The following is a 14,369-nucleotide window of genomic DNA, read 5'->3' as shown; positions in this document are numbered from 1 at the left end:
TCCTTACTCTTCCATCTCTGATAACAGGCGCTGCATTTCGTCCAGGGCCTGGTCCGTCGACGGCCCCTGGGGTTTCTCGATCTGCTCGGCAAGGCCGGCAATCGTCGGGTTGTGGAACAGGCTGCGCAGCTCGATCCTGATACCGAAACGGCTCTCGACCTGGGTCATCAAGCGCATCGCCAACAGCGAATGCCCACCCAACTCGAAGAAACTGTTGAACACCCCGACCTGCGGCAATTCGAGCAGGTCCTGCCAGATTTCGGCCAGTTGCTGCTCCAGCTCGGTGCGCGGCGCCACGCCCTGTATCGTCACCGGCTGCGGCGCCGGCAACGCCTTGCGGTCGATCTTGCCGTTGGCATTGAGGGCCAGGCGTGGCTGGGTGATGAAACCCGCCGGGATCATATAGCCCGGCAACAGGCCTTCCAGGTGCCGACGCAGTGCTGCCTGGTCGATGGGGCTCGGCGCTTGCAGCCAGGCGAACAGGCTCTGACTGCGCGAGTCGATCATCACCACCGCCTCCTCCACGCCCGGATAACGACGCAGCAGCGACTCGATCTCGCCGGGCTCGATGCGGAACCCACGCACCTTGACCTGGAAATCGCTGCGACCAACGTAGGCCAGTCGTCCGTCATCGCGCCGCCGTACCAGGTCGCCGGTGCGATACATGCGGCTACCCGGTTCACTGGCATACGGGTCGGGCAGATAGACCGCGGCCGTGGTGGCGGCGGCATGCTGGTAACCACGGGTCACCCCGGCGCCGGCGATATACAGTTCACCCGTGGTGCCCAGTGGAACCGGACGGAGCATTTCATCGAGCACGTAGCAACGCGTGTTGAGCAGCGGCGAACCAATGTCGGCCACGCCGGACGGCACCTCTTGCAGCGTCTGCGTCGTCGACCAGACCGTGGTTTCGGTCGGACCATAGGCGTTGATCAGCACCACGCCGCGGCTGCGCAGCTCGGTTACCAGCTCAGCGGCAACCGCCTCGCCACCGATCAACCCGCGCACGGCTGGCCAGTCGGCCTGGGCGGTTTCCAACAGGATCTGCCAACCGGCGGGAGTCGCCTGGAACACGGTCGCGCGGCGCAGCAAGGCAAACAGCTGGTGACCATCAACGACTTGCTCGCGACGGGCCAGCAGGATCGCCGCGCCATTGACCAGCGGCAGGAACAGCTCCGGCTTGCACATATCGAACGCATAAGTGGTGCTGGCCAGCCAGACATCCGCAGCGCCCAGTGGCAATTGCCGATCGAGAGCGGCCAGCAGGTTGCTCAGATTCCCGCGTGTGACCTGCACGCCTTTGGGTGTACCGGTCGAGCCCGAGGTGTAGATCACATAAGCGCGTTGCTCCGGGTGGGTCGGCAGCACCGGTTTGTCGGTACTGCACGCCTCCAGCGCCAACTGATCGAGCCAGACGTTGTCGACACCGCCCAGCACATCGCCGCACAGGCTTTCGCTGAGCACCAGGGCCGGACGGGCGTGCTCGATGATGAAGCGCAGACGATCCGCCGGGTGTTGTGGGTCCAGCGGCAGGTAAGCCGCGCCGGCCTTGTGGATGGCCAGCAGTGCCGGCAGCAACCAGCGGCCCCGGGTCAAGCAGACGGCAATCAGATCGTCCGTGCCGACGCCCCGTGCACGCAACCAATGGGCCAGGCGATTACTGAGGGCGTTTAGCTGGACATAGCTCAGTTGCTGGTCCTGACAGTCGACCGCCAACGCCTCGGGCGTCAGCGCCGCTTGACGCTCGAAGCGGGCAATCAGGTCCGCTTCGCGGGGCAAGGCCTCCGCCGTCTGGTTCCATGGACGCAGGGCCAGGGCATGATCGGTATTGGCCAGGTCGACGTCCCAGAGGCGCGCCTGGGCGTTTTCCAGCATGCCTTCGAGCAGGTGCAAGTACTCGTCTGCATAGCGTTGCGCTGTCCGATCCAGGAACAGGTCGGTGTTGTATTCCAGCACGCATTGCCAGTCATCACCGTACTGCTCGATGTGCAAGCCGATATCCACCAGGGCACTGTCGCTTTCCACGTCCAGCCGCTGCGTCGGCAGGCCGGCGAAATGCTGATCGCCCGCTGCCGCATCGCGCTGGATCAGGTTGAACAACGCCTGAAACAGTGGTGTGTGGCTGAGGTCGCGGCGCACATTCAACGCTTCTACCAATCGTTCGAACGGGACGTCCGCATGCTGCTGGGCAGCCAGGTGAGTGGCTTGCAGTTGCTGCCAGAACTGTTCGACCGGCTGCTGGGCATCGATGTGACTGCGCAACACTTGGGTGGTCGCGAAGTAACCGATCAGGTTATCGGTGTGGGCCTGATGGCGATGGGCGACCGGCAGGCCGATCCAGATTTCGCGCTGGCCCGAGTGCCTGGCCAGGAGGATTTTCCAGGCCGCCAGCAACGGCGCGAACGCGGTCAGCCCGTGGCGTTGCGCGGTATCACGCAGACGCTGGACCAAGGTTGCCGGCAGGCTGAAGCGCAGGCGCCGGCCGTTGTAGCCTTGCTCGGCGGGACGTGGCATATCGGTGGGCAGGTTCAGCACCGGCGGCTCCCCTTCCAGGGTTCGCCGCCAGTATTCGAGCTGCGATTCGATACGCGCCTGACCTGCCGGACTTTGCCAACTGGCGGCGATGTCCGAGAACTGCAACGGCAGCGGCGGTAGGCTGGCGCTGCGCTCTTGCAGCAATGCCTGATAGATCAGTTGCAGCTCATTGAAGAAAATTTCCAGCGAACGGGCATCGGCAATGATGTGGTGCAAGGTGACCTGCAACACATTGACGTCCTGGCCCTGATACACACACACCCGCCACAGCGGCGGCGCCGACAGGTCAAAGGGACGTTGTGCTTCCTGGCTCAGTTTCAGCGCGAAATCCTGGGACTGTTCGTCCATCTCCAGCGGTTCGAAGCTCAACGGCACCGCCGTGGATTGCTCGACAGACTGCCGGGCGCCATCGGAGGTTTCGCTGAATACCGTCCGCAGGCTGTGCTGGCGGTTGCTCAACTGCGTCAACGCCTGCTCCAGCAACGCCGGTTGCAGGGCACCTTCCAGGCGCAGGGCGAGGGACAAATGGTAGGCCTGGGTATCGCCTTGCAAGCGATCCAAGAACCACAGGCGCTGCTGAGTGAAATGCAGCGGTGCCAAGGGCTCCTTGAAGGGACGCAGGATGCCCTCGGCTTCAACGTTCGTCGCCGCCACCTGCGCCGCAAAATCGCGCAGCACCGGCTGCTCGAACAGGGTGCGCAATGCCAGGCGCCGGCCATGCTGCTCGGCAATTCGCGCCACCAGCCGCGCCGCCAGCAACGAATGGCCGCCCAGGGCAAAGAAATTGTCGTGCGCGCCAACGTCGGTGCAGCCCAGCAGTTCCTCCCAGAGCCTGGCCACCTCCCGCTCCCATTCGCTCGAAAGCGTGCCGCGCTGTCCGTCGCGTTGTTGCGGTGCCGGCAACGCCTTGCGATCAACCTTGCCGCTCGGGCTCAAAGGCAGGGTGTCCAGGCGAACGAACTGGCTTGGTAGCATGTAGTCCGGCAGTTGGGCGGCGAGCGCCTCGCGCAGCATGGTTTCATCCAGCGCGTCGCCTGCGTAGTAACCCACCAGGCTGGCGGTTTCACCGCTGCCCAGCAGCACGACGGCCGCTTCGCGAACGCCGGGGATACGCGCCAGCAGCGCTTCGATTTCACCCAGCTCGATCCGGAAACCGCGCAGCTTGACCTGGAAATCCAGCCGTCCCAGGTAGTCGAGGCTGCCATGGCTGTTGCGTCGGACCCGGTCACCGGTGCGGTACATGCGGGCACCCGGCACGAACGGATCCGGCAGGAACGCCGCCGCGGTCAGTCGTGCCGCCGCGAAGTAGCCCCGACCGAGGTTCGCCCCAGCCAGGTATAGCTCACCGGGCACTCCTGGGGCGACCGGCTGCAAATCGGCATCGAGTACATACGCGGCGGTATTGGCGACCGGATGCCCGATCGGCACCTCCACCCCGCCTCTCTCACTCCCGCTGCGCACTTCGAAAGTGCTGTAGACCGTCGCTTCTGTCGGCCCGTAACCGTTGATGACCCTGGCACCCCTGCCCTCGATGGCTTCGGCCAGCGCACAAGGCAAGGCTTCTCCGCCGGAAATCGCACGCACGCCTTGCCAGCTGCGCGAGGTATGCGCCACCAGCATTCGCCAGGTCGCGGGGGTGGCCTGCATGATCGTCGGCTGCCCGGTCATCAACAGTTGATCGATCGCCTGGGGATCACGCGCCTGTTCGCGATCGGCCAACAGGATGCTGGCGCCGTGTGCCAGCGGCAGCAGCAATTCGACAATGGCAATATCGAAGGTCGCGGTGGTCAACGCCAGGACCCGGTCCCGAGCCGTCATGGGCACGGCCTGCTCCACGGCCAGCATCAGGTTCATCAGGTTGCCACGGCTGATTGCCACGCCCTTGGGCTGCCCGGTGGAGCCGGAGGTATACAGCACGTAGGCGAGCTGATCCTGCGCCACTGCCGGGGCCTTGTAGCGGTCGCTGGTGCTCAGGGCATCAATGTCCAGCAACGCCACGTCGCTGTTCCACTGCGCCAATAGCGCCAGGCTCGCGGCGGTGCCAAGGCACAGTTTGGGTTGCGCCGCCTCGAGGATGTAACGGCCACGTTCCGGCGGGGTGTCCTCGGCCAACGGCACGTAGGCAGCACCGGCCTTGAGAATCGCCAGCAGCGCCATGGGCAGGCGGGCGTCGCGGGGCAAGCTGAGGGCGACACGATCCTCGATACCAACGCCATGGGCTTGCAGGGCTGCCGCCAATCGCTCGGCAGCCTGGTCCAGCTGGGCGTAGCTCAGACGCTCAGCACCGGCCACTAAGGCCGTCGCGTCCGGTTGACGGGCAACCTGATGCGCAAAGGCCTGGAGAATATCCTGATGACCCATAACGCCGGGTCCGTCGATACGGGCCAGGGAGGGTTCAGCAGACTGCCACGCCAGCTCACCCAATGCCCTTTCTGGCTGCGCGATCAACGCATCGAGCATTGCCAGGTACTGCTCGGCCATCGCCTGGGCGGTTTCTTCGCGGAACAGATCGCTGCTGTATTGCAGGCTCAGGCTGATGCCGTGTTCGCTGTCCCGCACGTCCAGGTGCAGATCACACAAGGCGCTGTCCGGACGGTTGTCCAACGGCTCGGCGATCACATCGGTCAGTTCAAAACGCTCCAGGGCATTGCCCGGGAAGTAGTTGAACATGGCCTGGAACAACGGGTTGTAGCTCACCTGCCGCACGACGCCGAGCTGCTCGATCAGGTAGTCGAATGGCAGGTCCTGATGGGACTGAACCGACACGGACAGCGCTTGCAGTTCGCTCATCAGTTGCAGCAGGCTGCGCTCGCCCGACAGTTTCTTGCGATACACCAGCGTGTTGACGAAGCAACCGACCAGGGGCTGGAGTACCCCGTGGTGCCGGTTGGCCACGGGAACGCCGACGAGGATGTCGTCCGCGCCGCCGCGGCTGCGCAACAGCAACTGGAACGCGGTGAGCATCGGGATGAAATTGCTCCAGCCGTGGCGGGCACTGAACGCACGCAAGCGTGCCGTCAGGGCGTCGGACAAGCGCCGCTCGACACGCCCACCGGCTTGGCTCGCCTGGGCGGGACGGGGAAAATCGGCCGCGAGCTCCAGCACCGGCAGTTCGCCAGCCAACTGCTCGCGCCAGAACGCCAGTTCCTGTTCGCACGCCTTGCTGTTCATCCACTGGTGTTGCCAGAGGGCATAGTCGGCGTATTGCATCGACGGCGCCGGCAGCGCCATCGTTAGCCCTTGCCGCAGGTTGCGGTACTGCTTGCACACCTCATCGATGATCAGTTGCAAGGACCAGCCATCGGCCACGATGTGATGGCAGTTCAACGACAAGACAAAAGCATCCGGGGCCAGCCGATAGAGTCTGGCGCGCAGCAACGGAGCCGTATCCAGCGAGAACGGCGTCATCGCATCCTGACGCAGCAGGTCGTGCAGCCCTTCTTCGTTCGACACGTCGACCAAAGGCAACTCAAGCTCGGTACGGGCCAGGATCAGTTGGCTCGGTCCTTCGGCCTGGTTGATGAACCCGGTGCGCAGCACTTCGTGTCGATCAACCACAGCCTGCAACGCAGCGTGCAGGTCGGCAATGTGCAACTCGCCGGTCAGGCGAACCGCGCCTGCCAGGTTATAGGCGGGGCTATGGGGATCCAGCTGTTGCAGGAACCACAGACGCTGCTGGGCAAACGACAGCGGCAGCTTGTCAGGGCGCGGCAGCAGCGCCGGCGATGCGTTCACGGTGCCGGTCTGGTTTTCCAGCCAATCGGCCATGGCAGCGATGGTCGGGCGCTCGAACACTACGCGCAGGGGCAAATCCTTGCCCGTGAGTTTGCCGATCAGCCCGATCAGTTGAGTGGCCAGCAGCGAATGACCGCCCAGCTCGAAGAAGTTGTCCTCGACACCGACCTGACCAAGCCCCAGCACGCTTTGCCAGGCCTCGACCATCTGGCCTTGCAGCTCGCTGCTGGGCGCAACGTAGCGGGCCTGACTCTGGGCGGCGAAATCCGGGGCGGGCAAGGATTTTCGATCGATCTTGCCGTTGCCATTGAGTGGGAAGCGCTCCAGGAACACAAATGCGCCGGGCGTCATGTAGGGAGGAAGATGCCCCAGCACATGCGCGCGCAAGGCCTCGATGCTCAGCTGTGTATCGCTCACCACGTAGGCCACCAGCACCTTGGCGCGTTGCTGGTCGTCACGCGCTACGACCACCGCTTCCCGGACGCCGGGGTAATGGCTCAGGCAGGCTTCGATTTCGTCCAGTTCGATGCGGTGTCCGCGGATCTTGACCTGATGGTCGGTACGCCCAACGTATTCAAGATCGCCATTGGGCAGGAAGCGCGCCAGGTCACCGGTGCGATAGAGACGCGAACCGTCGTTGGCAATCGGGTCCGGAAGGAACACCGCCGCCGTGCGCGCCGGGTCTGCCATGTAGCCGCGTCCGACGCCGACACCGGCGACGAAAATCTCCCCTACCGCACCGGCCGGTATGGGTTGCAGGTCGGCATCGAGCAGGTATAAGCGGTTGTTCAGGGTGGCGCGACCGATGGGCACGTTGATGCGGTGTTCCGGCAACCGTTCGAGCAGCGGATGGAACGCTACGTCATCGGAGCATTCGGCGGGCCCGTAGGCGTTCATCAATGGAATGGCGGGATAGCGGTCGAACCAACGACGCGCCAGGGCCGGCGGGAGCGCCTCGCCGGTGGCCAGCACCCAGCGCAGTCGCGAGCGTTCGAGCCCCGCGTCGAGCAGGCTCTGCATCAACGACGGCACGGCTTCGAGGATGCTGATGCCATGCCGTTCGATGGCCGACGCCAGCGCATCGGGATCCTGCACGATGCAATCGCCGAGGATCACCGTGCGAGCCCCCAGCACCAGGCCGGCCAGGGTTTGCCAGACAGAAATGTCGAAGCATTGCGGCGCGGTCTGGGCAATGACATCGGATGCATCGAGCCCCAGCCCCGGCAGCTTGCCGAGGATGTTGTTGAGCATGCCCGCGTGCGCCACCATCGCCCCTTTGGGCGTGCCGGTGGAGCCGGAGGTGAAGATGCAATAGGCCAACGAGAGGTCGTGGACCGCAAGGTTCAGGTCTTCATCGCTGTAGCTGTTCAGTACCGCAGAATCGTAGAGCACTGCTTTGGGACGTTGTTCGAGCAGCGCCACAGCCTCCCGCGCCAGCTCGCCCAACCCCGCGCCGTGGACCAGCAACGGCGTTCGACTCTGGCGCAGGACCTGGGCCAAGCGCTGGGGTGGATTGCGCGGGTCGAGCGGCAGCCAACCGGCACCGGCCTTGAGGACGGCAAGGATCATCACCACCAAGTCCAGGCCACGCTCGTCGAACACCGCGATCAAGTCACCAGCGTTGACACCCTGGGCGCGCAGGTGCCGGGCCAGACGGTTGGCGGCGCGGTTCAACTGATCGAACGTCAGGCTGTTGTCGCCGTGAACCATGGCAATGCGCTCGGGCGTCAGGCGAACCTGTTGCTGCAGTCGCTCGATGTACAAGGGTTGCAGCAGCTGTTCGTCGGCCGCCAGGCCTCCACCGGCCCAGACCTGATGCTGGTGCGCGATTTCACGCTCATCGAGCATCGCCAGGTGGTGCAGCGGTGTTTCTGGATGAGCCTGCAAGGCCGAACCGATGTTCAGCAGCAAGGTGCGGAAGTGGCGCAGCATCTGCTCGATTTCTTCGCGCAGGTACCAGTCGGTCTGATAGGTCAATTGCAGGTGCAGGCGCTCACCCGGAACGATCACCACCGTGATGGGATAGTTGGTGTGGGTGCGATTGGCCATGTCGCTGATCAGGTAGTCCAGTTGCCCCTGACGCAAGTCGGCGGCAATGGGCGCGTTCTCGAACACGAACAGACTCTGGAACAGGGCCTGGCGCTGCACTTCGCTCCAGCGCTGGATCTCGGCCAGGGACACGCTTTCGTGTTCGCGCAGGCTCAGGTTTTCGGTCTGCAAGGCCTTCAACCATGGACCCAACGCGTCATCCGGACGCACGTTCCAACGCAGTGGCAAACTGTTGATGAACAGGCCGACGATACTTTCCATGCCTTGCAGGTGAACCGGCCGACCGGCGACGGTGATGCCGAACACCAGGTCGCGATCCCCGCTGTAGCGCGCCAACAGCAAAGCCCAGGCCCCCTGCACCAGGGTGTTGAGGGTGATGCCGTGCCGGGCCGCCGCGTTCTGCAGGTCGAGGGTCTGCTCGAGCGTCAGGTGTCCGACGCAGTCTTCAACGGGCTCCGCAGCCCCCTGGATCCTGCCGACATGCCCGAAGCCAAACTCGTTGGGGGTGTCGAACCCCGCCAGGCGTTGTTGCCAGAATGCCTGGTGGTCCTGCGGCTTCTGGGTTTCCAGCCAGCGAATGAAATCGCGATACGGACGCGGCGCCGGCAGGTTCAGGCGACGGCCTTCCTGAGCGGCACGGTAGCCGTTGAGGAAGTCCATCATGATGATCGAGAAGCACCAGGCGTCCATCAGGATGTGGTGGTAGCTGCGCACGAATTGATAGGTGTCGGGGGCCAGCTTGTACAGCCTGACTCGCATCAGCGGCGCCTTGGTAAAGTCCAGTCCCTGGGTCCGCTCTTCGCTGAGCAGTTGTTCCAGGCGCTCCTGCTGCTCGCCTTCGCTCAGATGCGACCAGTCCTCATAGGTGATCGGCAATTCGACCTGCTTGTGCACGACTTGCATCGGACGCTTCTGCTGCTTCCAGACAAAGGAAGTGCGCAGCAATTCATGGCGCTCCACCACCTGCGCCCAGGCCTGACGGAACGCTGCCAGATCAAGATTCGGCATGACCATGACATGACGGTATTGCAGCAGGTACATGCCTTTGCCAGGGTGCAGCAGACTGTGGAACAGCAGTCCCTGCTGCATGGGCGCCAGCGGATAAATCGATTCGATATTGCGCGAAAGTGCTTTGACCTTGTCGTTCATGCTGACGGTATCCGAACCTGTGTGGATGCGTGTATGTATGCCTGTATGTATGCCTGTATGTAGGGCACGCAGGGGTAATCACTGCTCGAGCTGTTCGAGCAGGCCCAGGAACTCATCGTCGGACAAACCTGAGTCAGCGAAGTCCGAAGCCGTGGCGCGACCCACCGTGGGCGCCAGGCAGTGCTCCAACAAGGCGGCGAGGCGCTGCTGGAACTGCTGGGCCAACTCACGAACCAATACCGTCTCGTGGATCTGCGGGTCGTAACGCCATTCGATGTGCAGCCGGCCTTCGTTCACCAGTGCCGTGACGTCCAGCAGATGCGTGCGCCGGGTGCTGTCGGCGCGCATGCCTGGGCAGATCGGTCGAGCCAATCGCCAGAGACTGGATGCCTCCAGCCACTGTTCAACCCGTCCCAGGTAGTTGAAGGTCAACAGCGAGGCCGCTCCCAGGCCATGGGCCGGGTCGAGGCGCAGCAATCCGTAGCCCAGGCCCTGTTCCGGCAGGCGGCGCAGGGCCTCCTTGGCCGCGATGATCGAGCGCTCGGGGTCCCACGAGGTGTCAATAGCCAGCGGATAGCGACTGGTGTGCCAACCAATCGAACGGGACAGATCGGGGCCTTGCTCCCAGCCTGTGCGACCGTGGCTTTCCATTTCCAGGGTGACTCGCTCGCGTCCCTGCCATTGCCCGAGAGTCCCGGCCAGGGCGGCCACCAGCAGATCCTGGACTTGCGTGCCGTAGGCGGCATGGCAATCGCCCAATAACAACCGGGTCTGCTCGACGCTCAATTGCGCCTCCAGCGTTCGGCTCTCACCGTACACACTGACCTGTTCGGGCACGGCGCCCTCAGCGGCCAACTGCTCACGCCAGTAATCCACCTGCGCCAGCACTTCAGGGTCACCCCGGTGGCGCTGCAACGCCTCGCTCCACACGTGGAAACCTGCCGTGACGGCGGGCAGAACCGCATCCGGTTGCAGGTACAGGCTCTCCAGCTCGTGCAACAGAACCTGCCAGGACACCGCATCGACCAGCAGGTGATGGGCCGTGCAGAGCAACTCCCGGCTCTGGGTGAAATACACCCAGCGGATCAAGGGTGCCTGGGTCAGGTCCCAGCCTTGCTGCGAACGTTGCAGCAGGGCCTCGGTCAAGGGCTCTTCCTCCACTCGGAACAGGGCTTTGACCTGGTCCTGGGAAAAAACTTGATAGCGTTGCTGCCAGCCCTGCGGGGATGCTTCAAACGTCAGGCGCAGGCTGGCGTGGCGTTCAAGCAACGTGCCCAGGGCTCGGGTAAACCGTTGCTGATCCAGTGGCTCGTGCAGGGCCAGCAGCAACGACTGGTTCCAGTGTTCAGCCGGGTTCTGTCCCTGGGAAAAGAACCAGTCCTGGATGGGCGTCAAGGCGAACGCCGTGGTGGGCTCGGGCGAGTGGCTCGCAGGCTGCTCGGCCGTCGCGCCAAGGTCCACCACCTGCCCGGCCCAACCGCGCACGGTGGGAAATTCGAAGATCTGTTTGGGCTTGAGCTGCAGGCCCTGTTGTTTGGCCCGGGCGATGATCTGCAAACTCAGGATCGAGTCGCCGCCGACCGAGAAGAAGTTGTCGTCGACCTGCAGATCCGAGTTGTTGAGAATCTCCCGGGCGATCTCCAGCAGGAGCAGCTCCAGGGTGCGCTGTGGTGTCTGCACCACCCGCGCCAGAGCACGCACTGTCTGCTCGGCGAACAATTGCTTGGGCGTCATCAGGATCTGTTGCTGGCGCGCCAGGGCGATGATTTGCAAGCCGAGAATGGAATCGCCGCCCAGGGCGAAGAAGTTGTCATCGGGCCCGACCTCGGGGTTGCCGAGCATGGAACGCCAGATGTCCAGCAATGTGGTTTCCACGGCATTCAAGGGCTGATCGTCCGACGCCCCTGCTCCATGGGCCGGCGCCGTCGCTTGCTCAGCCAGGCGCAACAACGCCTGACGGTCGACCTTGCCGTTGGGCAACAAGGCGAAAGCGTCGAGGCAGTGCCATTGCGCCGGCTGCATGTAATCCGGCAGTTGCCGTTGCAGGTTTGCCTGGATATCGGCCAGCGCAGCAGGCGACGCAACCAGGAAGGCGACCAGTCGATTGCCCGACAACGGCGTCGGGCAGTTCAGTACCCTGACGTCGCTGACCTGCGGCATGGCGCGCAATTGCGCCGCGACCTCGGCTGGCTCCACCCGGTAGCCGCGGATCTTGACCTGCTCATCGAGGCGACCGAGAAACTCCATCTGCCCCAGGTGATTGAGCCGTACCCGGTCACCGGTGCGATAACCGTGCTGACCAAAACGTGCACGGTCGGCGTCGCTGGCACTCAGATAACCCAGGGCCACGGTCGCGCCCTGAACGTACAGTTCGCCACTGACGCCAGCCGGCAACAGGGCACCGTCAGGGGCCCGCACGCTCACCTGGACATTGGCCAGTGGCCGTCCCAGCGGTGCGGCGCCACTGGCATCCACCTCATGGGTCAACACCCCGACCGTGGTTTCGCTGGGGCCATAGTGGTTGACGATGCGCAAATCGGCTTTCAACGCGCGCAAACGTGTCACCAGATCGTGGCCCAGGGCTTCGCCACCGACCACCAGGCACTGTCGTGGCAACAACCGCTGCGGGTCCTTGGCGATCAACAAGGCATTGAGGTGCGACGGCACGATCTTCAACAGATCCACGGGTTGGTGCGCAAGGACGGCAGCCAGCTCTTCGGCATCGAAGGCCAGCTCTTCGGCCAGCAGGCGCAGGCAGCGGCCGCTCAGCAGCGCCCCGAACAATGCGGTATGACCCAGGTCCGTCGCGCAACTGGCCAGACTGGCCAGGCTCGCATCCTCCGGCAGGCCCAAGCGCTCAAGGCAACCGGTCACATAATGAATCAGGTTGCCCTGACTGACCTCGACACCCTTGGGCCGCCCACTGGAGCCCGAGGTATAGACCACGTAGGCCGCGAGATCCGCCGCCAGGGAAGTCCGCAAAGGCGACTCACTGAACAACGGCACAGGCGGCAATGCCAACCATCGAACCTGCCCGGGCAACCACTCGGGGCGCTCGCCCTCACTGATCCAGACCTTGGGCATGGCGTCCTGGCAGATCTCCTGCAAACGCGACGCCGGCCATTGCGGATCGAGCGCCAGGTAGGTCGCGCCGCATTGCCAGGCTGCGAGCATGTGCATCACCAGCTCACGACTGCGCGGCAAGCACAAGGCGATGCGCTCACCGGCCAGGCTCGAATCCTTCTGCATACGTTCGCCACGGGCGACCACGGCACGTCCCAGATCGGCATAGCTGAGCGTACCCTGTTCATCCTGCAGGGCAATCGACTGCGGCTTGCGCCCACACTGTGCGGTGAACGCCTGCCAGGCATTGCTGAAGGGAACCGGCACGTCCTCGCCTTTGAGCAATGACTGTTGCTCGGGCGCCAGCCAGTCGAGCTCGGCAAACGGCACCTGGGGCTGTTCGATCGCCGCCAGGGCCAGGGCGACGAACTGATCTCGATAGCGTTCGATCGTTTCGTGGCGATACAACGCCTTGCTGTAGCGCCACCGGCAAAGAAATCCCTCTTCTTCGTCGATGATCACCATGTTCAATTCGTGGGCCGCGCCTCGCTGTTCCGACAGCAAGCGGTCGACGTACTGCTCGAACGGCGCAATGCGTTCCTTGTTCAGCGTGAACATGTGTTGGAACAGCGGCGCCCTGCCCGCCTGGCGCGGCAGGTCCAATTGTTTGACCAGCCGCGAGAACGGGTAATGGCGGTGCCGCAGGGCGTCCTTGACGGTGGCGTCGACCTGCCTGGCCCAGTCGCCGCTGGACAAGTCCCGACGCAGCCGGCAGCGGATGGGCAGCGGGTTGACCAGGTACCCCGGCAGGTTGACGTGTTCACGGCGCAAGCGCCAACCGCTGGGCGTCCCCAGGACGAAGTCGTCCTGGCCTGACAGCACGCCGAGAAACTGCTGGAACAGTGAGAACCACAACACATACGGCGTCACTCCCCACGCTCGGGCGACGGCGCGAAACCGTGCCGTCGTGGCCGGATCGAAGCGGACTGACAACTCCCCGCCCTTGAAGGCCTGGTTGCTGCCATAGGGAAAATCGGTGGGCAACTCCAGGGTCGGGGCTTCGGCCAGCTGTGCCTGCCACCATGCCAGTTCTACAGGCTCGGCTGCCTCACTGCGAATGTGCAAGTCGCTGCAATAGTCGCGGTAGGCGTCAGGGTTCACAGCGGGCAGCGGCTGATCCTGGAGCAGCGCGAACAGCTCATTGAGCACGATGTAGAACGTGGCCAGGTCCGCCGCGATGTGATGAATCACCAGCAGCACGCTGTGCTCGACACGACCGTCGCGCGCGTTGCTGAAGAGGACTACCCGACTGACATCTCCGTCTTCCAGTTTGAAGGGAAGATCGGCCGCCTCGGTGATACGTTGCTGCAGCGTCTGCGCGTCTGCGTCCTGCAATGCCACGCGTTGCAACGGCTGGACACGCTCGCGGTGGCTCCATTGCAGCAAGTCACCGTTGCGCTCGGCATAGGGCGTGCACAACAACGGGTAGCGCTGCTGTACGGTTGCCCAGGCTTCTTGCAGGCGCTGGGGCAAATCGGGAGTAACGAACCCTGGTTTGAGCCGTCCGGCATAGGCAATGTTGTAGGCGCAGCTGTCGGGCTCCAGGCGCTGGAGAAACCAGAGCGCCTGCTCGTTGTCCGTCAACGGTCGGGCATCGAAATAGTCGGGGTGGCGTTGCAGCCATTGCTGCACCTCGGCGTCGTGTGCGCTCAGCTGGGCGTCGAGCTCTTCATCCAGCGCACCTGGCGAACGGTGCGTAACGATCAAACGACCTTCGGCTATCGATAGGCGAATTCCACGCAGCCAGCAGCGATGCATCAGGCGATCGAGCATTTGAT

At 63.9% G+C, this 14,369-nt stretch carries 2 protein-coding genes; both read right to left on the bottom strand.

The features are described from left to right. Positions 1-3 precede the first annotated feature (3 nt). Complete coding sequence (locus ACLEJQ_RS03505) at positions 4-9,468, bottom strand: amino acid adenylation domain-containing protein (RefSeq protein ID WP_440792224.1); 9,465 nt, start codon at positions 9,466-9,468, stop codon at positions 4-6. A 78-nt stretch (positions 9,469-9,546) separates the two neighbouring features. Next, positions 9,547-14,364, bottom strand: a complete 4,818-nt coding sequence (locus ACLEJQ_RS03500; RefSeq protein ID WP_440792222.1) for a condensation domain-containing protein — start codon at positions 14,362-14,364, stop codon at positions 9,547-9,549. Between the last annotated feature and the right edge of the window lie 5 nt (positions 14,365-14,369).

The organism is Pseudomonas sp. SMV71, from assembly GCF_052042015.1.
Taxonomy (GTDB): Bacteria; Pseudomonadota; Gammaproteobacteria; order Pseudomonadales; family Pseudomonadaceae; genus Aquipseudomonas.
This window is presented reverse-complemented; position numbering and strand designations above follow the sequence as displayed.

Coding starts and splice junctions, on each gene's coding strand:
- ACLEJQ_RS03500 (WP_440792222.1), bottom strand. CDS start 14,364: ATGCTCGATCGCCTGATGCATCGCTGCTGGCTGCGTGGAATTCGCCTA.
- ACLEJQ_RS03505 (WP_440792224.1), bottom strand. CDS start 9,468: ATGAACGACAAGGTCAAAGCACTTTCGCGCAATATCGAATCGATTTAT.